Genomic DNA, 24,069 nt, shown 5'->3' with positions numbered 1-24,069 from the left:
GATGGTGGGCGTGCCGGACTACGGCGCCTACCTGCGCCACATGCAGGCCACCCACCCGGCGCAGCCGCCGCTGAGCTACGAAGCCTTCTTTCGCGAGCGCCAGCAGGCGCGTTACGGCAGCCGCACCGGCCGCTGCTGCTGAGCCCGCCCGCGCTCCGGGCCAACGCGGCGCGGCGGACAATGGCGCGATGCGACTCAAGGCCAAGCTGCTGATCCTCGCGGCGGTGCCGCTGCTGCTGTCGCTGGCGCTGATTGCCGCGGCCGTGCTGCACCAGCAACGCGAACTCGCGCTGCGCGAGCACCAGCTGGTGGAGCGCGAGTACATGGCCGCGCGCCGGGCGGAGCTGCGCCACTACGTGGAACTGGCGGTCAGCACGGTGCGCCCGCTGTACGAGGCGGGCGCTGACGAGCCCACCCGCGCCCAGGCCATGGCCCGCCTGTCGTCCCTGGACTACGGCAGCGACGGTTATTTCTTCGTCTATGACCTGCACGGCACGGTGCTCATGCATTCGCGCCAGCCCGAGCTGGTGGGCCGCAACCTGTGGGACCTGCGCGATCCCAAGGGCCGGCCGACCATCCAGCAGCTGATCGCCCAGGCGCGCAACGGCGGCGGTTACGTGGACTACCTGTGGCGCAAGCCCTCCACCGGCCAGCTGGCGCCCAAGCTGGGCTATGTGGTGGCGCTGCCCAAGTGGAACTGGATGGTGGGCACCGGGCTGTACCTGGACGACATCCAGGCCACCGTGGCGCAGGTGGACCGGCAGGTGGCTTCCAACATCGAGACCACGCTGCTGTGGATCGCCGGCATCGCCTTCGGCGGCGTGGCGCTCATCAGCGTGAGCGGCCTGTGGCTGAACCTCAGCGAGCACCGCGTGGCCGACGCCAAGCTGCGCCTGCTGGCACGCCAGGTGGTGCAGTCGCAGGAGGACGAACGTGCCCACCTCGCGCGCGAGCTGCACGACGGCACCAGCCAGACGCTGGTGTCCGCCAAGCTGCTGGTGGAGTCGGCGGTGGACCAGATGGAGCGTGAACAGACTCGTACACCCGCCTCGCTGGCCAAGGCGCTGGCACGGCTGAATGAATCGCTCACCGAAGTGCGCCGCATCTCGCACCGGCTGCGCCCGGCGATGCTGGACACCCTGGGCCTGCCGGCCGCCTTGCAGCTGCTGGGGCGCGAGTTCGGCGAGGACGGTGGTGCGGACGTCAACGTGGCGGTGCAGGGCGTGGCGGTGGAGCTGCCGGAGGAGGTGAACACGGTGCTGTTCCGCGTGGCCCAGGAGGCGCTGGCCAACATCGCCAAGCATGCGGCGGCGCGCGCCGTGCGCGTGGTGCTGGGTTTTGGCGCCGGCGGCGTGACGCTGCGCATCGAGGACGATGGCCGCGGCTTCGACCTTCAGGCGGTGCAGCTCGATCCACGGCGCGGCATCGGGCTGCGCAACATGCGCGAGCGCCTGGGCTCCATCGGCGGTCGCTTCGAGGTGCAGGCCGCGCCCGGGCAGGGCACGCTGCTGTCCGCCCAGGTGCCGGCTGAAGCGCTCGAGCGCTTCAGCGCAGGAACGCGGTGATCAGCGCGGCCAGCGCTTGCGGCTGGTCGTGGTGCAGCATGTGGCCGCACGGGGACAGCGTGTGGCGCTCCACCTTGGGCACCACCGCCAGGCGCGCTTCGAAGTCACTGCGGGGGTAACGGTCGCCCCACCACTTGGTGACGTCGGTCTGGTCGCCCTCCACCCACAGCAGCGGCGCAGTGATCAGCTGCCAGCACGCGAGCGCTTCTTCCTTGCGGTAGAGGATGGGGTTGGCGCGCTTGTGGGCCGGGTCGCCCAGGATGTGCCAGCGGCCGTCGTCACCCTGGCGTGACCAGTGGGCGCTGAGCCAGGCCGCCTTGTCGGCTGGCAGCAGCGGGTTGGTCTTGCGCAGGCGCGCGGCCACCTCGGCCAGGCTGTCGTAGGTCTTGAGCGCCACCGGCTCCTTCAGCTCGTCCAGCCACTGCCGGAAGCGCCTGGGCGCCTGCTCTGGCCGGGTGGCCGGCATGCCGAAGCCCTCCAGGTTGACCAGGCGGCGGATGCGTTCGGGCCGCACGCCGGCATAGAGCATCACCACGTTGCCACCCATGCTGTGGCCCAGCAGGTCGATGGCGTGGCCGGGGACCACGGCGTCCAGCAAGGCATCCAGGTCGCCCAGGTAGTCGGAGAACCAGTAGGTGTCTGCGGCCGGCGTGTCGGTGAGGCCGAACCCGCGCCAGTCCGGCGCGATGACGTAGCGGTCCTCGTGCATCGCATCGACCACGAACTGGAAGGACGCGCCCACGTCCATCCAGCCATGCACCATCACCAGCGGCGGGCGCTCGGGTGTCACCAGCGAGGGGTCACCCCAGACGTTGAGGTGGTAGTTCAGCCCCCGGATCCTGAGGAACTGGCTGCGCGCCTGGCGGCGGGCGGCATAGGCTGGGGCGTGGGAGACGGAATGGCTCATGGCAGCACTGTAGGGGAGCCCCGCGATTTGCGCTGTCGGGGCGGTGACAGAATCGGCCGCATGACCATTGCTGAACCCTTGCTGCGCGCTGCCGAGCCGCGGGACGTGCCGGCCATCGTGAGCCTGATCACCGAGCTGGCCGAGTTCGAAAAACTCACCCACCTGCTGCAGGTGACCCCCGAAACGCTGCACCCGCACCTCTTCGGCCCCCGGCCGGTGGTGGAGGCCCAGGTGGCGGAGGTGCGCGGCGAGGTGGTGGCCTTTGCGCTGTACTTCACCAACTTCTCCACCTTCCTGGCCAAGCCCGGGCTCTACCTCGAAGACCTGTACGTGAAGCCGGCGCACCGCGGCAGCGGGCTGGGCAAGCGGCTGCTGCGCCGCCTGGGCCGCATCGCCGTCGAACGCGGTTACGGCCGCTTCGAGTGGAGCGTGCTGGACTGGAACGTCAACGCGATCCGCTTCTACGAGCAGATGGGCGCCACCGTGATGCCGGACTGGCGGATCTGCCGGGTCACCGGCGAGGCGCTGCAGGCCTTTGCCGCTTGAGGGCGCGGCGGGCGGAGGAACCATGCACGACCGCTACGACGAGATCTACCGCAACTTCCGCTGGCATGTGCCCGAGCGCTTCAGCCTCGCCGAGGTGTGCTGCGCCCGCTGGGCGCGCGACGAGCCTGAGCGGGTGGCCATCCGCTACGAGCACGAGGACGGCCGCATCGAGACCCTGAGCTACGGCGCGCTGCAGCAGCAGGCCAATCGCCTGGCCCACGCCCTGCAGCGCCTGGGCGTGGCACGCGGCGACCGGGTGGCCATCGTGATGCCGCAGCGCTTCGAGACGGCCATTGCGCACATCGCGCTGTACCAGCTGGGTGCGGTGGCCATGCCCTTGTCCATGCTGTTCGGGCCGGACGCGCTGGAGTACCGGCTTCAGCATGGCGAAGCGCGGCTGGCGATCGCCGACGAAACCGGCATCAACAACCTGCTGGCCGCGCGCAAGACCTGTCCGGAGTTGCAGACCATCATCGCCGTGGGCAGGGCCGCCGGGCAGGGCGACATCGACTGGACCGCCGCGCTGCAGCGCGAGTCGGCCGAGTTCACCGCGCTGGCCACCCATGCCGACGACCCCGCGGTGCTGATCTACACCAGCGGCACCACCGGCCCGCCCAAGGGCGCGCTGATCCCCCACCGCGCACTCATCGGCAACCTGACCGGCTTTGTCGCCAGCCAGAACTGGTTTCCCCAGGACGACGCGGTGTTCTGGTCCCCCGCCGACTGGGCATGGACTGGCGGGTTGTGGGACGCGCTGATGCCCACCCTGTACTTCGGCCGCACCATCGTGGCGTACCAGGGGCGCTTTGGCGCGGAGAAGGCCTTTGAGTTGATGCAACGCCACCGGGTCACGCACACGTTTCTTTTCCCGACCGCGCTCAAAGCCATGATGAAGGCAGTGCCGCATCCGCGCGAGGGCTACGACCTGGCCCTGCGGGCCATCATGAGCGCGGGCGAAGCGGTGGGCGACGCGGTGTTTGCCTACGGCGAGCGCGAGCTGGGCGTCACGATCAACGAGATGTTCGGCCAGACCGAGATCAACTACGTGGTGGGCAACTGCGCGCTGCACTGGCCGGCACGCCCCGGCAGCATGGGCCGCGCCTATCCCGGCCACCGCGTGGCGGTGATCGACGACGGGGGCAAGGAATGCCCGCGCGGCACGCCGGGCGACGTCGCAGTGCACCGGCGCGACATCCATGGCCATCCCGACCCGGTGTTCTTTCTCGGCTACTGGAAGAATCCCGAGGCCACACGCGCCAAGTTCACCGGCGACCCGGCCGACTCGTGGTGCCGCACCGGGGACACCGCGATGATGGACGAGGACGGCTACCTCTGGTACCAGGGCCGCAGCGACGATGTGTTCAAGGCCGCGGGCTACCGCATCGGCCCGAGCGAAATCGAGAACTGCCTGGTCAAGCACGAGGCGGTGGCCAATGCCGCGGTGGTGCCCAAGCCGGATGCCGAGCGGGGCGCCGTCGTCAAGGCCTATGTGGTGCTGGCCCCGGGCTTCGAAGGCACGGCCGCGCTGGTGGAGCAGCTGCAGCGCCATGTGAAGGGCCAGCTCGCGCCTTATGAGTACCCCAAGGAGATCGAGTTCATCGAGGCCCTGCCGATGACCACCACCGGCAAGGTCCAGCGCCGCGTGCTGCGGCTGCAGGAGGAAGAGCGCGCCCGCGGCACGGCCGCCGGCTGAAGGCAGCCCCTGACTGCGTGAACGGCTGCCCGGTTTCAGGGAACTCACCGACCTGTGCGGCCGGGGCGGCAGGTCACACTCGCCCTCGTTGATGAAGCCGCCACCCCCCATCGCCGAATCACCGGCCGCCGACGCCTTGCCGGGCGGCGTGTGGTCCGCCCGTCCTCGCGAGCCCCTGCCGGCCGAGCCACCTGCGGTCTTGCCCGAGAGGCTGCCCCTGGGCGACGGCGCACCGGCGGTCCAGGTGTCGGCGCCCTTCCTCGGCATCGGGCGCCGCCTGCTGCTGGCGATCCTGCTGGTGAGTTCCGCGGTCACCGTGCTGCTCACCGCGCTGCAGCTGTACGTGGACTACGAACGCGACGTCGGCGCCATCGAAGCCCGTGTGCGCGAGATCAGCAGCGGCTACCACGACAGCCTGGCGCGCAGCCTGTGGAACGTGGACGCCGAGCAGATCCGGGTGCAGCTCGAAGGCATCATGCGCCTGCCCGACCTGCGGGCAGCCAGCGTGGTGGAGACCACACAGCCGGGCGTGAAGACGCCGGTGCGCGTGGCGCTGGGCCAGCCCGACAGCGGCGCCCCGCTGGTGTGGCGGGTGCCGCTCGTCTACACCGACCGTGGCGGCGCGCGCACGCTCGGCGTGCTCACGCTCGAGGCCACGTTGGACGAGGTGTACCGCCGCCTGCGCGACAAGGTGCTGGTGATCCTGGTCACGCAGGCGATCAAGACCTTCATCGTCTCGCTGTTCATCCTGTTCATCGTGCACCGCCTGGTCACGCGCCACCTGATGGCACTGGCCACGCACCTGGATTCGCTGGATCCGCGCCGCGCCATGGCGCGGCTGCAGCTGAAGCGCCGCACGCCGTCCGCGCCCGACGAACTGGACCGCGTGGTCGGCGCGGTCAACGGCATGGTGGGCCAGCTGGAGCGCAGCTATGACGAGCTGCGCGAGGTCAACCTGGCGCTGGAGCGCGACATCGCTGCGCGCCGGAGCGCCGAAGCGGAAGCCGCGCGCCTGGCCTTCCACGACGCACTCACCGATCTGCCCAACCGCCGCCTGCTGCTGGACAGGCTGCAGCAGGAGGTGACCATGGCGGCCCGCCTGGAACGCCATGGCGCGCTGATGTTCGTGGGGCTGGACCATTTCAAGCAGCTCAACGATGCGCTCGGCCATGCGGTGGGCGATGCGCTGTTGCTGGAGGTGGCGCGGCGGCTGCAGCGCGCGGTGCGCCGCACCGACCTGGTGGCCCGCCTGGGCGGGGACGAGTTCGCGGTGCTGCTGCTCGGCCTGGGCCGCGACAGCCCGGCGGCAGCCCGGGGAGCACTCGACATGACCGACAAGCTTGCCGAGTCGCTGCGGGCGCCCTACGACATCGCGGGCCAGCGCCTGCACGTCACCGTCAGCATCGGCGTCACCCTGTTCCCGGCCGACGAAGCCGAAGGCGAGGCGCTGATGCGCCATGCCGACACCGCGCTGCACCATGCCAAGGCCGAGGGCCGCAACTGCGTGCACTTCTTCCAGCCCGCCATGCATGCGGCCGTGCTGTCGCAGCATGAGCTGGAAAGCGACCTGCGCCAGGCGCTGGTGGAGCAGCAGTTCTCGCTGGCCTACCAGCCTTTGGTGGACGGGCACGGCGGCCTGGTGGGCGCCGAGGCGCTCCTGCGCTGGCAGCATCCGCTGCGCGGTGCCGTGTCGCCCACGCAGTTCATCCCGGTGGCCGAGGCATCCAGCCTGATCCTCGATGTGGGCGACTGGGTGCTGGCCGCCGCGGCGCGCCAGCTGCGCGCCTGGTCGGAGAAGCACACGCTGGCCGACGGCTTCTACCTGTCGGTCAACGTCAGCCCGCGCCAGTTTCAGCAGCAGGACTTCGTGCAGCGGGTGCGGCGCATCTTCGAAGGGGCCGGTGCGGACCTGCGCCGCCTGGTACTGGAGATCACCGAAGGCGTGCTGGTGCGCGACACCGCCGCCGCCAGCGCCAAGATGCAAGGCCTGCGAGAGCTGGGCGTGCGGTTTTTCATCGACGACTTCGGCACCGGCTATTCATCCCTGGCCTACCTGAAGCGCCTGCCGGTGGACGGCCTGAAGATCGACCAGTCCTTCGTGCGCGACCTCTCCACCGACCCCAACGATGCCGCCATCGTCGAAACCATCCTGGTGATGGCACGCCGCTTCGGGCTGGAGGTGGTGGCCGAAGGCGTGGAAACGCCCGAGCAGCTGGCCTATCTGCAAGGGCACGACTGCCGCTACTTCCAGGGCTTCCACTTCAGCCGGCCGGTCGAGGCGGGGCAGTTCGCCGGGAAATACCTCGCCTGAACCCAGGCCTCAGTCGCAGGACTTCGCCGCCCCCGGCCATTTGGGGCCGTAGGGGTCGATGGTGCTGGCACGCGAATCCATCACGATGGTGCAGGAGCTCCCCTTGCGGATGATCCTGCCGCCTTCGATCTGGGTCACGCGCTCGGTGAGGTCGGTGCCCAGCGTGGCGGCAAAGCGCTCGGAGTAGGTCTGGCGGGTGTTGCTGCGCGGGTCGTTGAGCGCGCTCTCGCGCATGGCGCGCGGCGCGGAGGCGGCCTGCGGTGGCAAGGTCAGTACCAGCGGGCCCGGCGTGCCGGGGGGAGCTGGTGGCGATGGTGCGGCCGTGCCAGTGGCAGCCTCCGGTGCTGGGGTGCTGACGGCTGCGGGCGGCGCGGCGGGCGCTGAGCGCAGCGATGGCACGGCCACCGCGCCGGGCAGCGCCACCGGTTTGTCTGGCGGCGGTGCGATGCGCGGCTGCACCGCAGGCCACAGCAGCCGCACCAGCAGCGGCGGGCGTTCCGCGGCCGCTGGTGCGCGCCGGGGCAGGCCTTGCGAACGCAGCAGCAGGAACACGCCCAGGTGCAGCAGCAGCACAAGCGTGAACCAGCCCAGCGCGCGCGGGTCACGCCGCTGGATCATCGGCCTCGCTCTCGTCGCCGGGCCGCCACTCCAGCAGGTCACCTGGCTGGCACTGCAGCACCTCGCAGATGCGCGACAAGGTGTCGAAGCGCACGCCGCGCACCTTGCCGGACTTGAGCAGAGAGATGTTCTGCTCGGTGATGCCCACGCGCTCGGCGAGTTCGCGCGAGCGCATCTTGCGCTTGGCCAGCATCACGTCGAGGTTGACCACGATCGCCATGTTCCCAGCCGCCTACACGAACTCGGCGTGTTCTTCAGCCACCCGCACCGCTTCGGCCATCACCGTGGCAATGGCCAGCAGCACGGCGCCCAGCAGCAGGTTCATGTAGTCGTCCCACGACACGCCGATCACCAGCATGCGCTGGCCGGGCGGGTTGCCGAGCGACAGCACCAGCACCAGCAGCGTGCGGGTGATCGGCGCCACGGCGGCAGCCGCGAGCACGCCCAGCGCGAAGCCGCGCAGGTGCCGTTGTGCCCTGCGGCTGAACACGCTGCCGTCGGCGTACTGGCCGAACAGCCGCCACAGCTGCCACAGCGTGAACAAGCCCACGCCCACCGGCAGCAAGGTGACCGCGGCGCCCAGCCACATGGCCCGCTCGTCCACGGTGAGCATGCCGCCGGCGCCGGGCACGTTCTGCACCAGCGAACGCACCCGTTCGGCCGAACTCCACATCCAGACCGGCACGGCGGTGAGCACCACCGCGCCCACGCCGATGAGCACCTGCACCAGCAGGCACAGGCGCCGCAACGCAGGGGACACGAGGCCGGGGGCAGGGTGGGGCAGCGGCAAAGGCGTCATGAAAAGAAGTGCTTGCAGGACATGCAAAACTTAATGTAAAACAATAAATAATGAACGTCAACAAATCATCCCTCTACATGGCGACACTGATTGCCTCGGTGCTGGCGGTGTCGGTGCTGCTGATGCTGTCGGGTTGCCACGGCGTCGCGCTCTGAGCCGCTTGCGGCACACTCGGCGCACCCATGTCCGCCATCGCCTTCGACCTGAAATCGCTCGAGGTCTTCGTGGCCATCGTCGAGGCCGGCGGCATGACGGCGGCGGGCCAGCGCCTGGGCATGACGCAGTCCGCGGTGTCGCAGAGCGTGGCCAACCTGGAGCAGCAATTACGCGTGCAGTTGCTGGACCGCTCGCAGCGCCCGCCCATGCTCACGCCGATCGGGCGCCAGTTCTACGCCCGCGCCACCGGCCTGCTCGATTCGGCGCGCCAGGTGAGCCTGGACTTCCGGCGCCAGGAGCGCACGCTGCTCAAGCATGTGCGCATCGCGATGGTGGATTCGCTGGCCACCAGCGTGGGCCGCGAGCTGATCGACGTGGTGCGCGGGCGCACGGCGCACTGGTCGCTGGTGACCGGCCGCTCGCATGAACATGCCGAAGCCCTGCTCGCGCGCAAGTTCGACATCGTCATTTCCGACGACGCAGTGGCCAACCACCCTGAGCTCTACCGCCGCCGCATCCTGCGCGAGCCTTTCGTGCTGGTGGTGCCCAAGGGCTTCCAGGGCCCGACCGACAGCCTCAAGGCGCTGAGCGGCGCGGCCGACTTCATCCGCTACAGCCAGGGCACGGTGATCGGCTCGGTGATCGAGCGCCAGCTCTCGGCCTGGAACATCAACCCGCCGCTGCGGGTGCAGCTGGACAACTCCTTCGCGGTGCTGTCCCTGGTGATGGCCGGCGCCGGCTGGTCCATCACCACCCCGCTGTGCCTGCTGCAGGCCGGTGTGCTGGACGGCGAGGCCGAGTGCCTGAAGATCGCCGAGGGCGACTTCCACCGCGAGCTCACGCTGGTGGCCCGCGCCGACGAACTCGGCAGCCTGCCCGCACAACTGGCCGACGACACCATCCAGGTGCTCAAGTCGCGCTGCCTGCCGCAGCTGCAGGCGCGCGCGCCGTGGCTGGCCAATTCGATCGAACTGGGCGCCTGAGCAGGGCTGAACCCCTGGCGCCAGCACGCTGCGCCGGCCGCGCTTATCCTGCGCGCTCGTCTGGTCCACAACGAAAGAGTTGATCCATGAGCGTCATCGATTCGAAGGTCGCCAACATCCATGAGCTGGCCCTGGAGCATTCGGCGCAGGGCGAGCGCTACGAGAGCCGGTCCGTGCGCATCGGCAGCTTGCTCGGTGCCAAGGACCTCGGTTATTCCTATGACGTGGTGCCGCCGGGCAAACGGTCATGCCCCTTCCACAGCCACCGCGGTGAAGAGGAGATGTTCTTCATCGTGCGCGGACGCGGCTCCTTGCGCTACGGCAACGAGACACGCGCCATCCGCGCCGGCGACGTGATCTGCTGCCCCACCGGCGGGCCGGAGACTGCGCACCAGATCGTGAATGACTCCGACGAGGAGCTGGCCTACCTGTCGGTGAGCACCATGATGCCGGTGGAGGTCTGCGAGTACCCGGACTCCGGGAAGATCGGTGCCTATGCCGGCGAGCTGCGCCACATGACGCGGCCGGGCGACGCGGTGGACTACTGGGTGGGCGAGGCTTGAGGCCAGCACCGCGCGGCCGCGCGGCGTGCGCTGTGCGGCCGGCTCAAGAAACCGCGCCGCGGGCCGATATGGGGCGATGGACCGCTTTGCCTTGTTCGCACCCGAACGCACCGTGCCGGGCGAGGCCCCCGCGCTCAAGCTCTCCGAGCTCATCGGCTCGCTCAGCCATGCGCTGGACATCACCGAAGGCCAGCCCAGGGGCCATTGCATCCGCGTGTGCTGGATCGGCATGCACCTGGGCCAGGCGATCGGCCTGGACATGCGCACGCTGCGCGAGCTGTACTACACGCTGCTGCTCAAGGACCTGGGCTGCAGCAGCAATGCCGCGCGCATCTGCGAGCTCTACCTCACCGACGACCTGAGCTTCAAGCGCGACTTCAAGCGGGTGGGCGACAGCCTGCCGCAGGTGCTGCGCTTCGTGTTCAGCCACACCGGGCTGCATGCCGGCCTGTCCGACCGCCTGCGCGGCGTGGTGAACATCCTGCGCAACGGCACCCAGATCGCGGACGAACTCATCCAGACCCGCTGCACCCGGGGCGCGGACATCGCGCGCCAGCTGCGCTTCGGCGATGGCGTGGCCAATGGCATCGCCAGCCTGGACGAACACTGGAACGGGCACGGGCGGCCGCAAGGCCTGAAGGGCGCTCACATCCCGGTGCTGGCGCGCATCGCCTTGCTGGCCCAGGTGGTGGACGTGTTCCAGCTCACCGGCGGCCCGGCGGCGGCGCTGGCCGAGGCGCAGGCGCGCGCCGGCACCTGGTTCGACCCTGAACTCGTTGCCGCGCTGCACGGCGTGGCCCGCGCGCCGGAGTTCTGGCAGACGCTGGCGTCGCCGGCGGTGGAGCCCCGGGTGTTCGCAATGGCACCCGGCTGCGGCGAAGTGGAGGTGGACGAGGACTACCTCGACGACATCGCCGCCGCCTTCGGCCAGATCGTGGACAGCAAGAGCCCCTTCACCAGCGGCCACAGCGCGCGCGTCGCGCAATACGTGGACGCGATCGCCCACACCCTCGGCCTGTCGCAGCCGCGCCGGCGCTGGCTGCGGCGCGGCGCCTTGCTGCACGACGTGGGCAAGCTGGGCGTGAGCAATTCGGTGCTGGACAAGCCCGGCAAGCTCGACGCGCAGGAGTGGGCCCAGGTGAAGCTGCATGCGCAGTACACCGAGGACATCCTCTCGCGCATCGGCGCCTTCGCCGAGCTGGCGCGCGTGGCCGCCGCGCACCATGAGCGGTTGGATGGTGGGGGCTATCCGCGCGGTCTGGCGGCCGACCAGATTGCGCTCGAAACCCGCATCATCACCACGGCCGACATCTTCGACGCCATTTCGGCGCAGCGCCCGTACCGCGGCGCCGTGCCGGTGGAGCAGACCCTGGAGATGATGGCCGGGACGGTGGGCACGGCGCTCGATCCGGTGTGCTTCGACGCGCTGAAGCAGGCGATCGAGGCGGCCTGAAGCGAACCGCCGGTCGCTCGCACCGCGGCGCTACGATGCACGCTTTGCACATCGAAAGGCGGGCAACATGGCAAGCGTGCGAGAAGGCAACCAGGGCGTCCTCGTGGTCGTCGATGTGCAGGTCGGCGTGATGCGCGGCACCTGGGACACGGCCCGCGTCATCGCCAACGTGGCACGCACCGTGGCGCGGGCGCGCGCGCAGGGCGTGCCCGTGTTCTGGGTGCAGCACAACGACAAGGACCTGCCGATGGACAGCGCCGACTGGCAGTGGGTGCCCGAGCTGGTGCCGGCGGCCGGCGATGTGCGGGTGCACAAGCGCTTCGAGTCCTCCTTCGAGCAGACCTCGCTGGAGCAGGAGCTGCAGGCCCGGGGTTCCACGCACATCGTGCTCGCGGGCGCCGCCACCAACTGGTGCATCCGCGCCACCGCCTATGGCGCGCTGGACCGCGGCTACGACCTCACGCTGGTGAAGGACGCGCACACCACCAAGCCGATGGACCTGGGCCAGGGCGAGCAGGTGGCCGCGGCCGGCATCGTGCATGACCTCAATACCGTGATGACGTGGATCAGCTACCCCGGCCGCACCAGCGGCACGGCCACCGCGGCCGAGGTGGATTTCGGCGTGCCCGGCGGCAGCCGCTGACCCTGGGGCCGCAGCAGGCGGCCCGCCCCCGCCATGCCGGCCAGCATTCGCCGCGCCCATCGCCACCATTAGCCGCGACGATGTTCGTTGCGTGAGGCCCGTCACCGGCCGATAGTCGCTCGCCACACCACCGGAGGCGGACGATGACGGAGCGGGTCAAGCGCGAACTCAAGCGGTCTCTCAAGACGATCCACCTCTGGGGCATCGCCGTCGGGCTGGTGATCTCGGGTGAGTACTTCGGCTGGAGCTATGGCTGGAGCAGCGCCGGCACGCTGGGCTTCCTGGTCACCGCGCTCGTGATCGCGGCGATGTACACCACCTTCATCTTCAGCTTCACCGAGCTGACGACCTCCATTCCCCACGCGGGCGGCCCTTTTGCCTATGCCTGCCGCGCCTTCGGGCCCAGCGGCGGCTACATCGCCGGCATTGCCACGCTGGTGGAGTTCGTGTTCGCGCCACCGGCCATTGCGCTGGCGATCGGTGCTTATCTCAACGTGCAGTTTCCGGCGCTCAACGCCAAGCATGCGGCGGTGGGCGCGTATGCGGTGTTCATGGTGCTCAACCTCATCGGCGTGTCGATCGCTGCGACTTTCGAGCTGCTGGTCACCTTGCTGGCGATCTTCGAGCTGCTGGTGTTCATGGGCGTGGTGGCGCCCGGCTTCTCGTGGGCCAACTTCGTGGCGCACGGCTGGGCTGGCAACGACAGCTTCACCCCCGCGGCCTTCAGCGGCATGTTTGCCGCGGTGCCGTTTGCGATCTGGTTCTTCCTGGCGATCGAAGGCGCTGCCATGGCGGCCGAAGAAGCCGAGGATCCGCGCCGCACCATCCCCAAGGCCTACATCGCGGGCATCCTCACGCTGGTGGCGCTGGCCATCGGCGTGATGGTGGCGGCCGGCGGCGTGGGCGACTGGCGCAAGATCAGCAACATCAACGACCCGCTGCCGCAGGCGATGAAGATCGTGGTGGGCGAAGACTCCGGCTGGCTGCACATGCTGGTGTGGATCGGCCTGTTCGGCCTGATCGCCAGCTTCCACGGCATCATCATGGGCTACTCGCGCCAGATCTATGCGCTGGCACGCGCGGGCTACCTGCCGCATGCGCTGGCTGCGGTGAACCACCGGTTCCAGACGCCGCACTGGGCCATCCTCACCGGCGGCGCCATCGGCATCCTGGCGATCTTTTCCGACGAGGCGGTGAGCTACAACAACAGCTCGCTCACCGCCAACATCGTGACGATGTCGGTGTTCGGCGCGATCGTGATGTACATCGTGTCCATGGCGGCACTGTTCAAGCTGCGGCGCAGCGAGCCGGCGCTGGACCGGCCCTACCGGGTGCCGTTCTATCCGCTGTTTCCCGCCGTCGCGCTCGGCCTGGCCGGCGTGGCCCTGGCCGCGATGATTTACTACAACACGGTGCTCTTCGGGGTGTTCGCGGCCATCGTGGGGATCGGCTATGTCTACTTCCGTTTGACCAAGGGCGCCCGCGACGACGCGCCCCTCGACGAGATGCTGCAGGTGGGCGGCAGCGTCGTTGCTGAGTGAGAGGGACGAGCATGAACATCACACCATTCGGCAGGCGCTGGGCTGCGCGCTGCTTGGCCTTGCTGTGCCTGGCCGCGCTGCAGGCGCAGGCCGCGCCGGCATTGCGGGAGGACCTGGCCTGGCACGGCGACAACCGCGCCAGGCTCAACGAGATGCTGGCCCAGCACGGCCGCGGCAGCCCGGGTTACCGGGCGAGCGCGCCGCCCGTGGCGGTGTTCGACTTCGACAACACCACGATCAAGAACGACGTGGGCGATGCGCTGGTGTTCTGGATGCTCGCCAACAACAAGGTGCTGCAGCCGGCGGCGCGCGACTGGAAGGGCGTGAGCCCGCTGTTGACCGACGCCGCCGCGGCGGCGATCAAGGCCGCCTGCGACGGCCAGGGTGATCCTGGCCAGCCGCTGCGCACCGACGACGGCAGCGCGGCCTCGCGCGCCTGTGCTGACGAACTCGTGGCGGTGTACGACACCGACAAGACGGTCGCCGGCCAGCCGGCCTGGACGCGCGGCGCCGACGACTTCATCAACCCGGCCTACGGCCTGGCGGTGCAGTTGCTGGCTGGCTACACGCCGGACGACGTGCGCGTGATGGCTGGTGCCGCCATCGACCAGAACCTGGCTGCTCCCGTGGGGGCCAAGCAGCGCGTGGGCAACCGCAGCGTCAATGGTTATGTGCGCCGTTATGAGCAGATCGACGACCTGATGCGCAACCTGCGCCTGGCCGGCTTTGACGTGTGGATCGTGTCGGCCTCGCCGCAGCAGCCGGTGGAGGTGTTCGGCGGCTATTTCGGCGTGCCGCCGCAGCGGGTGGTGGGCGTGCGCTCCGTGCTGGACAGCACCGGCCGGCTCACGGCCCGTTTCCAGGGCGCGGGCCGGTTTGCCGAGGGCAATGCCGAGCTCATCACCTACCGCGACGGCAAGCGCTGGTGGATCAACAAGGTGGTGTTTGGCGAGCGCGATCCGGCACGCCAAATGCTCCGAACGCCGGAGGTGACCGACCGCCTGGTGTTCGTGGCGGGTGATTCCGACACCGACCTGTCGATGCTGAAGGACGCCAAGGTGAAGCTGGTGCTCAACCGCAACAAGGCCGAGCTGATGTGCAACGCCTTCCACAACGACGGCGGCAGCGGCCAGTGGCTGGTCAACCCGATGTTCATTGAACCGCGGCCCCGCAAGGAAACGCCTTACGCCTGTGGCAAGTGGAACCTGCCCGACCAGGCCGACAAGGTGCACTGAGCGCGCCGCAGCAAGCACCGAGGAGCGACATGCGAGCACGCGACATCCGCACGCCCGAAGAGGCGCTGGGCCTGATCCAGGACCGGGGCCTCACGCACATCAAGATCGGCCTGTCCGACATCGACGGCATCCTGCGCGGCAAGTACCTGCGGCGCGACAAGGCCGCCGGTGTGATGAAGGACGGGCTGGGTTTCTGCAACGTGGTGCTGGGCTGGGATTCCAGCGACCAGCTCTACGACAACATCCAGTACACCGGGTGGCACACTGCCTACCCCGATGCCTGGGCCCGCGTGCTGCCGCACACCTGCCGCGAGCTGCCGCTGGAGCAGGCCAACGGCCACAACATGCTGTTCTTCCTGGCGGAGTTTGCCGACGAAAAGTCGGCCCAGATCTGCCCGCGCCGGCTGCTGCAGCGCGTGATCGCCAAGGCGGAGGCGATGGGCTACGACCCGTATGCCGCGCTGGAGTACGAGTTCTTCGTGTTCGAGGAAACGCCGCACTCGGTGCGCGAGAAGGGCTATCGCAACCTGAAGCCCTGGACGCCGGGTTATTTTGGTTATTCGGTGCTGCGCTCCACCGTGAACGCGGACTTCTATCAGCAGCTGATGGACCTGTCCGAGCAGATGGACATGCCGATCGAGGGCCTGCACACGGAGACGGGGCCCGGCGTGCTGGAAGCCGCACTGGGTTTCGACCGGGCTGCCGACATGGCGGACAAGGCGATCCTGTTCAAGACCTTCACCAAGGCGCTGGCGCAGAAGAATGGCCTGATGGCGACCTTCATGGCCAAGTGGTCGCACGAGTATCCGGGGCAAAGCGGCCACATCCATGTGTCGCTGAAGGACAAGGCCACCGGCAAGGGCGTGTTCTACGACGGGGACGCGCCGTACAAGATGAGCGCGGTGCAGCGCCAGTTCATGGGTGGCGTGCAGCGCTATCTGCCGGAGTTCTTTGCGATGTTCGCGCCCACGGTCAACAGCTATTCACGGCTGGTTCCGGGGTACTGGGCGCCGCTGGACGCCACCTGGGGAGTGGAGAACCGCACGACCGCGTTGCGGCTGATTCCGGGGTCGGAGAAGTCGCAGCGGGTGGAGGTGCGCATCGGCTCGGCGGATGCCAACCCGTACCTCGCGGTGGCGGCGGCGCTGGCGGCGGGGTTGCTGGGCATTGAGCAGAAGCTGGATCCGCTGCCTATTGTCGAAGGCAATGCGTACACGCAGAAGTTTGATGAGGCGCTGCGGTTCCCGGCGACGCTGTGGGATGCGGCGCAGCGGCTGAAGGGTTCTGAGGCTGCGCGGCAGGTGTTTGGGGTGCCGTTTGTGGAGCACTTTGCTGCGACGCGCGAGTGGGAGGAGCGGGAGTTCCGGCGGCATGTGACGGACTGGGAATTGGCTCGGTATTTCGAGATCATTTGAGGCTCGCTGATGTTGTTGTCGTGCGAAGTGGGGGGCTTGCAAAGGTGTGGACGGGCAGCCGTCGGCGCTTCATCTGCTCGCCCTCGCTGCGCGAGGGTGCCCTGCGATGCTCGGCATTGCGGCTCCGTGGCTCAACTCGCTGCGTTCACTTCGTTCACTGCGCTCAAACAGTCGCCACGAGTCAGTTCACGAAGCGCGCTGAAGCGCGCAGCCGCAATGCCTGCGCTTCTCGGCTTCGCAAGGCGCGCCGCCGTCTGCCCGCCCACACCTTTGGCGACACGCTCGTGGTGTTCATGGAATGCAAACGCCTTGGCTTTGAACAACTGATATGACACAGCAGATCACCCTCAGCCCTATCGACGGCAGCGAGTTCGTGCGCCGGGATCTTGCGACTGCCGAGCAACTGGCGGCTGCGGTGGCCCGGGCGGGCAAGGCGCAGATGGGGTGGCGCGAAATGGCGCTGTCGGAGCGCTGCCGCCTGGTGTCCGCGGGCGTGGACCGCTTCGTGGCCAGCAAGGCGCCCATCGCGGAAGAGCTGACCCGGCAGATGGGCCGGCCGCTGCGCTACACGCCTGGCGAGGTCGACGGCTTCGCGGCCCGTGCGCGCCACATGCTGTCGATTGCCGAGGAGGCGCTGGCGCCGATCAAGCCCGCGCCCGTCAGCGGCTTCACGCGCTACATCGACAGGGAGCCCTGGGGTACCGTGCTTGTGGTCGCACCCTGGAACTACCCGCTGCTCACGGCGGTGAATGCGGTGGTGCCTGCCCTGGTGGCGGGCAATGCCGTATTGCTCAAGCATTCCGCGCAAACGCCGCTCGCCGCCGAGCGCATGGTGCAGGCGTTCACCGAGGCGGGTGTGCCAGCGGACGTGTTCCAGTTCATCCATTGCGACCACGATGCCACCCAGCGCCTGATCAGCTCGGATGGCATCGACTTTGTCTGTTTCACCGGCTCCGTGCAGGGTGGCGCGGCGGTGGAGCGTGCTGCCGCCGGGCGCTTCATCGGCGTGGGGCTGGAGCTGGGCGGCAACGACCCGGCCTATGTGCGGGCCGATGCGGATTTGAAGCAGGCGGTCGAGACTGTTGTGGACGGAGCCTTCTTCAACTCCGGCCAGAGCTGCTGCGGCATCCAGCGGGTGTATGTGGAGCGCTCGCGCTATGACGAATTCGTGGAGGCTGCGGTCGCCTTGACAAACCAGTACGTGCTGGGCGATCCCTTGCAGGCGGACACCACGCTGGGCCCGCTGGTGCGAGCCGCGGCGGCCGACGCGGTGCGCGCGGTGGTGGACGAAGCGGTGAGCCAGGGTGCGCAGCCGTTGATCGACGTGCGCCGTTTCGAGCGTGACCGTGCCGGCACACCCTACATGGCGCCGCAGATCCTGCGCAACGTCAACCACTCGATGCGCGTGATGGCCGATGAGTGTTTCGGGCCCGTGTTCGGCGTGATGCCGGTGGATGGCGACGAGCAGGCGCTGCAGCTGATGAACGACAGCCCCTATGGCCTCACCGCGGCCATCTTCACGCGCGACGAAGGCGCTGCCGCCTCGCTGGGCCGGCGCCTGCAGACGGGCACCGTGTTCATGAACCGATGCGACTACCTGGACCCAGCCTTGGCCTGGACCGGCGTCAAGCACACCGGGCGCGGCGCCACCTTGTCGGTGCTGGGTTATGAGCACCTGACGCGGCCCAAGTCCTACCACCTCAAGCACCTGTGAGGCCCACCGTGACCGACACGCTCGCCCGCTACACCGTCAACTGGAACTACCCCACCGCCGTGAAGTGCGGCGTGGGCCGCATCGCGGAGCTGCCCAAGTGGTGCGCCTCGCTGGGCATGAAGCGGCCCCTGCTGGTCACCGACCCCGGCCTGGCCGAGCTGCCGATGGTGCGCGATGCCATCGCCTCATGCGAAGCGGCCGGGCTGCCAGCACAAGTGTTCAGCCGCATCAAGGGCAACCCCACCGGCCGCAATGTAGACGACGGCGTGGCGGCCTACCGGGCGGGCGGGCACGACGGGGTCATCGCCTTCGGCGGCGGCTCGGCCCTCGACGCCGGCAAGGCGATCGCGCTGATGGTGGGCCAGGAGCGGCCGCTGTGGGACTTTGAGGACATCGGCGACAACTACCTGCGCGTCAAGGTGGAGGGCATGGCGCCGGTGGTGGCGGTGCCCACCACCGCGGGCACTGGCTCAGAAGTGGGCCGTGCGTCTGTCATCACCGACGAGGGCGCGAAGTTGAAGCGCATCATCTTCCACGCCCGCATGTTGCCCGCCGTGGTGATCCTGGACCCCGCGCTCACCACCGGCCTGCCGGCCAAGCTGACGGCGGCCACCGGCATGGATGCGCTGTCGCACAACCTCGAGGCTTATTGCTCGCCGTTCTTCCACCCGATGGGCGCGGGTATCGCGCTGGAGGGCATGCGCCTGGTGAAGGACTGGCTGCCCCAGGCGGTGAAACACGGCGACGACCTAGCCGCGCGCACCGAGATGCTGGTGGCGTCCGCCATGGGGGCCACCGCTTTCCAGCGTGGCCTGGGTGCCATGCATGCGCTGGCCCATCCGCTGGGGGCGCGCCACGACGCCCACCACGGCATGCTCAACGCCATCCTCATGCCCTATGTGCTGGACGCCAACCGCGAGGCGATCGAGCCGCAGATCGCGGCGGCCGCGCGTTACCTCAACCTGCCCAGCCCCTCGTTCAAGTCTTTCCTCGACTGGGTGCTGCACCTGCGGGAGGAGATCGGCATCCCGCACACGCTGGCGGCCATCGGCATCGACGCCGCCGAAGCCCAGCTGATCGGCGAGATGGCGGTGGCTGATCCATCGCACGGCACCAACCCGATTCCCTTCACCTCCGCGCAGTACCACGCGATCTTCGAACGCGCCGTCTCCGGGCAGCTGTAGGGGCAGCGGCCACAAACCAAGCCATGGCCCGCATCGGCATCGCCGGCCTCCAGCACGAGACCAACACCTTCGCCGACAGCCGGGCACGGTTCTGCGACTTCGTGCTGGCCGATGCCTGGCCGGGGCTGCTGTGGCGCGGCGACCTTCCGGCCGGCTTGCAGGGCACCCAGCTGCCTGCCGCCGGCATGCTGCAGGCGCTGCAGGCTGCCGGCCATGAAGCGGTGCCGCTGCTGTGGGGCAATGCCAACCCCAGCGGCCCGGTGACCGAGGACGCCTTCGAAGCACTCTGGTGGCTGTTCGAGCGTGCGCTGGCCGAAGCCGGCCCGCTGGACGCGCTGCTGCTGGAGCTGCACGGTGCGATGGTCACCGAGCACCTGCCTTCGGGTGACAGCGAATGGCTGCGCCGCACGCGTGAGCGCGTGGGCGAGCGGCTGCCCATCGTGGCGGTGCTGGACTTCCATGCCAACCTCACGCCCGCCATGGCCGACCAGCTCGACCTGGCGCTGGTGTACCGCACCTATCCGCACACCGACACCGCGCAGTGCGGGCGGGAGGCGGTGCACCAGCTCGCGCCGCTGCTGGCGGGCGCGCGTTACGCCCGCGCGCTGCGCCAGCTGCCCTTCCTGATCCCGCTGCCCTGGCAGAGCACGCTGGCCTCGCCGATGCGCGAGCTGATGGCGCAGGCGGTGGCCGCTTCCGGCGGTGAGGTGGTGCATGTGTCGCTGGCCGGCGGCTTCCCGATGGCGGATGTGCCAGACAGCGCACCGTCGGTGCTGGTCTATGCGCACGACCAGGCGGCGGCCGACCGCGCGGCCGACACGCTGACGCAGGCGGTGCAGGCGGCGCGCAGCCAGTTCGGCGGCCGCCTCTGGCCCCCGGGCGATGCGGTGGCGCATGCGCTGGCCGTGGGGCGGCCGGGCGCGCCGGTGGTGCTGGCCGACACGCAGGACAACCCTGGCGGCGGCGGCGATGGCGACAGCACCGGCGTGCTGCAGGCGCTGCTGCAGGCGCGGGCGGCGGGTGCCTGCCTGGGTTTGCTGTGTGATCCCGAGGCGGCCGCAGCGGCCCATGCGGCAGGCGTGGGCGCCTGGATCAGCGTGGCCCTGGGTGGCAAGCGCGGCCGCCACTCCGGCGAGCCGGTGGCCGGGCCATGGCGGGTGGAAGCCTTGGGTGACGGCCGCATTCTGGGCACCGGCCCCTTCTACGGCGGCTCGCAGATGGCGCTGGGCGCTATGGCGCGGCTGTCGCAGCATGGCGTGCAGGTGCTGGTGAGCAGCCGCAAGCAGCAGGCCGCCGACCAGGCGATGTTCCGCCACCTGGGCATCGAGCCCGCGCAATGCGCGCTGCTGGCGCTCAAGAGCTCGGTGCACTTCCGTGCCGACTTCGGGCCGCTGGCGGCCGAGGTGCTGGTGGTGGAAAGCGAGGGCGCCAACATCGCGGACCTGCACCGGCTGCACTACCGCCATTGCACGCGGCCGCCGGCCTGAGCCGCGCCTGAGCCGTTTTATGCTTGCGGCCACCATGGCCCGCAGCAAACCCCACGTCAGCGAAACCCCCGCCACCCAGTTCCTGCGCCAGCAGGGCGTGGCCTTCACCGAGCATGTGTACGACTACGTCGAGCACGGCGGCACCGCCGAATCCTCGCGCCAGCTGGGCGTGCCCGAACACGAGGTGATCAAGACCCTGGTGATGCAGGACGACAAGGCCCAGCCGCTGATCGTGCTGATGCACGGCGACAAGCAGGTCAGCACCAAGAATCTGGCCCGCGCCATCGGCGCCAAGAGCGTGGAGCCGTGCAAGCCCGAGGTGGCCCAGCGTCACAGCGGCTACCTGGTGGGCGGCACCTCGCCCTTCGGCACGAAAAAGGCGATGCCGGTGTACGTGGAGGCCAGCGTGCTGGCGCTGCCGCGCATCTGCATCAATGGCGGGCGCCGCGGCTATCTGGTGGGCATCGCGCCCGCCTTGCTGACGCAGCTGCTGCAAGCGCAGCCGGTGCAGTGCGCCATCGACTGAAATGCAGCACTGCCACCGCAGGGAACGGAGCTTGCTGCCAGCGTGGGAGTGACCCATCCCTGCGGAGAGACAGCCATGCCCGCCCTGACCGATTCTGACCTGCAACGCCTGCAGCAACAGCTGCGTGAGCGGGAAGCGACCTTGCGTGCCGAGGTCAAGGCCGCCCGCGAAGAGGAGGCCGAGCGGCCCAGCGCAGTGGCGCGCAACCAGAACGAGGACCTGGGCGAGCAGGGCGAGGAGAACATCCGCGGTGCGGTACGTTATGCCGAGCAGGAGAGGGACATCCAGGAGCTGCGCGACATCGAGGAGGCCACCGAGCGCATCACCGCCGGCACCTACGGCGAATGCGTGGATTGCGGTGCTGACATCCCGCTGCAGCGCCTGCAGGCCCAGCCCAGCGCCAAGCGCTGCATTGCCTGCCAGGAAACGTTCGAGCGCACGCATCCGGCGCTGCCGCGGTTCCCGTCGAGCTTGTAGCCGACCCGACGATGGCCCGGCGGCCGGGCCGAGCTGGGCCGCGTTTCACTGCCTCGGCACGATGGCGAATTGCGGGCCCGTACCGTAGTCGGGCTTGACGCTGCGGTTGATGAACATGCTCCACGCCTGCGCGGCTTGCGGGATGCCCGAGTCGGCTGCAACCGCCAGCGCGGGTTGCATGTTGGAGGGGTAGCCCGAATCCGAGCTCGCATAGCCGGTCATCTCGCCCGCCTTCCAAGCGGAGCGGCTGGCATGGTTGTCCATGTCCAGCCGTGTCAGCCAATCGGCCTGGGCCTGGCTGGCGCACGGCTGGTCCAGGTACTTGGCGCCGGTGCTGTTGACACGCGGCACCGGCATGCCGTTGGCATCTGTCGATCGCATGGTCGCCTGGTAGGCCTCTGCAAACGTGCCGTAGGGGGCCGCGGTCGCTGACGGCCGCACGGCCAGCGCGTAGGTGGCGCCGTCGATCCAGCAGTAGCCGGGGGCGGTCATGCGCCCGACCGGGAACTTGGCCTTCCAGGCCAACAGGGGCGCCGCGTCCTGGAAGCCCAGCTCCACCAGATAGCCAACGCTCCAGGTGAAGAAGTCGTCCTGCCAGGGCGCCATGCCGGTGTTCGCGCCGGATGCGGTTGTATAGACAATCGCCTGGAAGCCGTCCACGCCGGTGCCACCCAGGAACCCCAGCGCGTTTGGCTGCGCGGCCACGAAGGTCGAGGTGTACCAGTTGATGTTGTTGTGCACCATCTGCACGAAATGCGACTTCAGCGGGTGGTTGTCGGGCGTGATGTAGGCCGCCTGGCCCAGGGTTCTCAGCGACCATGCCTGGGCGCGCACCTGGTCGGACTTGAGCAGCCCCTGCTCGCGCATGCGGTAGCCGGGGTTGTCCTTGAAGGTGTTGTAGTTGGTCCAGAAGTGCAGCTCTTCCAGGTAGTAGTGGTCGCCCGTGATCAGGTAGGGCAGGTAGGCCAGCGAGGGCTGGTGGGCGGAGTCGGGCGAATACTGGTACGGCTCGGTGGTGCAGATGCCTCCGCACGCGGGAAAGGCCTCGCTCTTCTTGGTGACCGGGTTGTTCGTGTCGCCCGGGCGGCCCAGCAGCGTCATGTAGGGATAGTCGGCCACCGTCACCGGCAGGTCGGTCGCCTGGTTGCGGTAGTGGATGGGCCAGCTGCCGGCCAGGTCGCCGGTGCCCAGCACGGTGGCCTTGGCCGTGCGGTCCATGGTGAGCACATAGGTGGCGCTCCACTGCGGCAGTGGCCCGATGTCGGGGCGGCCGCCGGTGGTAGGCATGTAGGTGACAACCAGGCCCGGGGCCATCAGCCCCTTCTTGGCGCTGGCCCAACGGTTGGCCAGCGCGGCAAGCTGGTCGGTGGTGACCGTCACGCTGCGGTCGTAGTTGGGTATGGCCCTGGTGGCCATCAGGTAGGCGTTGTCGTGCCGCAGATGCACTTGCGGCTCGCTGCCCCACCACAGCGTCTTGCGCCAGCGCGCATGGTGATAGTGCACCACGCTGTCCTGCGTGAAGGCCGGCGAGCCGCCCACGTCGATGACCGCCTTGTAGGTGAAGTTCTGCGGCGCGGGTTCGTAGGCCCAGTTGTTCTCCACGATCACGTCCACGCGCGCCTTGTCGAGGCCGGCATACGCGCGCACGGCAAAGCGGGCCATGAGGTGCGGGTGGGCTGTGCCGGCCGCTGTCCTGAAGGGCACCGCGAGCAGCCATTCGGTGGCGATCGGCCCGGAGAGCCATTCAATGCGCGATGCGCCCAGCAGTGCTTCGTCCGCCGATGCCCGGTAGGTCTGGCCACCGAGTTCGATGGTCACGGCGGCACGAAAGCCTGCGGCGACGAGCGCCTGGGGGGTGATCGCCGGCCCCGCGGTTGCCGCGGAACTGCGGCCCAGGCTCAACGTGCGGCTTTCGTTGGCGCCCACCGCGGGCAGCACACCCGACAAGATGGCATGGCGGATGGAACCGTCCGCATGCGTGGCCTTCACATCCGCCTGTAGCGGCACGACGGTGCCGTTGTTGTCGCGGCCGGCGATGAAGCTGCCTGCGGGCAGGTCCCCAGGGGCAAACGCCTGGCCGAAGGTCACCGGAACCTTGTCTTCAGCGCTGCTCGCCAGATGCTCGACCACCACGCTGGTGACCGTGGCCGACGGCCCGGGGGAGGGATCGGGCGTGGTGCTGGTGGGCGGTGGCGAGCCGTCACCTGAATCTGCACCGCCGCACGCGCCCAGCAAGCACCACAGGGGAGCCAT

Annotated in this window: 22 protein-coding genes; 17 read left to right on the top strand and 5 right to left on the bottom strand. The window is 69.1% G+C overall.

All coding sequences use genetic code 11. The features are described 5' to 3' along the window. Position 1 precedes the first annotated feature (1 nt). On the top strand, positions 2–142 hold the full coding sequence (locus tag VPH43_RS06370) for a YbdD/YjiX family protein (protein ID WP_442909225.1): 141 nt from the start codon (positions 2–4) through the stop codon (positions 140–142). Positions 143–188: 46 nt separating this feature from the next. Continuing rightward, a complete protein-coding gene (locus VPH43_RS06365; protein WP_328576813.1) occupies positions 189–1,565 on the top strand; it encodes a cache domain-containing protein in 1,377 nt (458 codons plus the stop codon). Here the strand turns inward: VPH43_RS06365 and VPH43_RS06360 are convergent. Further along, the gene (locus VPH43_RS06360) at positions 1,546–2,472 is read right to left on the bottom strand and encodes an alpha/beta fold hydrolase (protein ID WP_328576812.1); all 927 of its coding nucleotides are present in this window, start codon (positions 2,470–2,472) and stop codon (positions 1,546–1,548) included. The two genes, VPH43_RS06365 and VPH43_RS06360, sit on opposite strands and share 20 nt — an antisense overlap. 60 nt (positions 2,473–2,532) lie before the next feature. Here VPH43_RS06360 and VPH43_RS06355 point away from each other — a divergent pair, with 60 nt between their 5' ends. From VPH43_RS06355 to VPH43_RS06345, 3 genes are all read left to right on the top strand, one after another. Further along, positions 2,533–3,018, top strand: a complete 486-nt coding sequence (locus VPH43_RS06355; RefSeq protein ID WP_328576811.1) for a GNAT family N-acetyltransferase — start codon at positions 2,533–2,535, stop codon at positions 3,016–3,018. Between the two features lie 22 nt (positions 3,019–3,040). Then, a complete protein-coding gene (locus VPH43_RS06350; protein WP_328576810.1) occupies positions 3,041–4,711 on the top strand; it encodes an acyl-CoA synthetase in 1,671 nt (556 codons plus the stop codon). 91 nt (positions 4,712–4,802) lie between these two features. Then, positions 4,803–7,022, top strand: coding sequence for a putative bifunctional diguanylate cyclase/phosphodiesterase (locus VPH43_RS06345; RefSeq protein ID WP_328576809.1), 2,220 nt, complete (start codon positions 4,803–4,805; stop codon positions 7,020–7,022). Positions 7,023–7,031: 9 nt separating this feature from the next. On the opposite strand, the gene VPH43_RS06340 is transcribed toward VPH43_RS06345, so the two are convergent. Genes VPH43_RS06340 through VPH43_RS06330 form a run of 3 tightly spaced genes read right to left on the bottom strand, consistent with a single transcriptional unit; the run spans position 7,032 to position 8,439 of the window. After that, entirely contained in the window at positions 7,032–7,640 is a 609-nt protein-coding gene (locus VPH43_RS06340; protein ID WP_328576808.1) for a hypothetical protein, read from the bottom strand. Beyond that, positions 7,624–7,860 carry a helix-turn-helix domain-containing protein gene (locus tag VPH43_RS06335; RefSeq protein ID WP_328576807.1) on the bottom strand — a complete coding sequence of 79 codons (237 nt, stop codon included), beginning with the start codon at positions 7,858–7,860 and terminating at the stop codon, positions 7,624–7,626. Before VPH43_RS06335 ends, VPH43_RS06340 begins: the two co-directional genes overlap by 17 nt. Before the next feature lie 12 nt (positions 7,861–7,872). Beyond that, positions 7,873–8,439, bottom strand: coding sequence for a DUF2975 domain-containing protein (locus tag VPH43_RS06330; RefSeq protein ID WP_328576806.1), 567 nt, complete (start codon positions 8,437–8,439; stop codon positions 7,873–7,875). 182 nt (positions 8,440–8,621) lie between these two features. Here VPH43_RS06330 and VPH43_RS06325 point away from each other — a divergent pair, with 182 nt between their 5' ends. The 12 genes from VPH43_RS06325 to VPH43_RS06270 all read left to right on the top strand — a co-directional run bounded on the left by VPH43_RS06325 (position 8,622) and on the right by VPH43_RS06270 (position 21,816). Next, on the top strand, positions 8,622–9,578 hold the full coding sequence (locus VPH43_RS06325) for a LysR family transcriptional regulator (RefSeq protein WP_328576805.1): 957 nt from the start codon (positions 8,622–8,624) through the stop codon (positions 9,576–9,578). Positions 9,579–9,664: 86 nt separating this feature from the next. After that, on the top strand, positions 9,665–10,141 hold the full coding sequence (locus VPH43_RS06320; protein ID WP_328576804.1) for a cupin domain-containing protein: 477 nt from the start codon (positions 9,665–9,667) through the stop codon (positions 10,139–10,141). 76 nt (positions 10,142–10,217) lie between these two features. Then, a complete protein-coding gene (locus tag VPH43_RS06315; RefSeq protein WP_328576803.1) occupies positions 10,218–11,594 on the top strand; it encodes an HD-GYP domain-containing protein in 1,377 nt (458 codons plus the stop codon). A gap of 67 nt (positions 11,595–11,661) precedes the next feature. Next, a complete protein-coding gene (locus VPH43_RS06310; RefSeq protein ID WP_328576802.1) occupies positions 11,662–12,237 on the top strand; it encodes a cysteine hydrolase family protein in 576 nt (191 codons plus the stop codon). Between the two features lie 143 nt (positions 12,238–12,380). Continuing rightward, positions 12,381–13,778, top strand: a complete 1,398-nt coding sequence (gene eat, locus VPH43_RS06305; RefSeq protein ID WP_328576801.1) for an ethanolamine permease — start codon at positions 12,381–12,383, stop codon at positions 13,776–13,778. 11 nt (positions 13,779–13,789) lie between these two features. Then, positions 13,790–15,013, top strand: coding sequence for a hypothetical protein (locus tag VPH43_RS06300; RefSeq protein ID WP_328576800.1), 1,224 nt, complete (start codon positions 13,790–13,792; stop codon positions 15,011–15,013). Between the two features lie 29 nt (positions 15,014–15,042). After that, positions 15,043–16,428 carry a glutamine synthetase family protein gene (locus tag VPH43_RS06295; protein WP_328576799.1) on the top strand — a complete coding sequence of 462 codons (1,386 nt, stop codon included), beginning with the start codon at positions 15,043–15,045 and terminating at the stop codon, positions 16,426–16,428. 328 nt (positions 16,429–16,756) lie between these two features. Then, a complete protein-coding gene (locus VPH43_RS06290; protein WP_328576798.1) occupies positions 16,757–18,142 on the top strand; it encodes an aldehyde dehydrogenase family protein in 1,386 nt (461 codons plus the stop codon). Positions 18,143–18,150: 8 nt separating this feature from the next. Then, positions 18,151–19,326 carry an iron-containing alcohol dehydrogenase gene (locus VPH43_RS06285; protein ID WP_328576797.1) on the top strand — a complete coding sequence of 392 codons (1,176 nt, stop codon included), beginning with the start codon at positions 18,151–18,153 and terminating at the stop codon, positions 19,324–19,326. Between the two features lie 23 nt (positions 19,327–19,349). Then, the gene (locus tag VPH43_RS06280; RefSeq protein WP_328576796.1) at positions 19,350–20,813 is read left to right on the top strand and encodes a M81 family metallopeptidase; all 1,464 of its coding nucleotides are present in this window, start codon (positions 19,350–19,352) and stop codon (positions 20,811–20,813) included. Positions 20,814–20,847: 34 nt separating this feature from the next. Next, positions 20,848–21,339 (top strand): Cys-tRNA(Pro) deacylase, encoded by a 492-nt coding sequence (ybaK, locus tag VPH43_RS06275; RefSeq protein WP_328576795.1) that lies wholly within the window; start codon positions 20,848–20,850, stop codon positions 21,337–21,339. A gap of 75 nt (positions 21,340–21,414) precedes the next feature. Beyond that, a complete protein-coding gene (locus VPH43_RS06270; protein WP_328576794.1) occupies positions 21,415–21,816 on the top strand; it encodes a TraR/DksA family transcriptional regulator in 402 nt (133 codons plus the stop codon). Between the two features lie 45 nt (positions 21,817–21,861). On the opposite strand, the gene VPH43_RS06265 is transcribed toward VPH43_RS06270, so the two are convergent. Next, a complete protein-coding gene (locus tag VPH43_RS06265) occupies positions 21,862–24,069 on the bottom strand; it encodes a hypothetical protein (protein WP_328576793.1) in 2,208 nt (735 codons plus the stop codon).

The sequence above is a fragment of the Ideonella sp. BN130291 genome (genome assembly GCF_036231905.1).
Lineage (GTDB): Bacteria > Pseudomonadota > Gammaproteobacteria > Burkholderiales > Burkholderiaceae_C > CAMLIZ01.
This window is presented reverse-complemented; position numbering and strand designations above follow the sequence as displayed.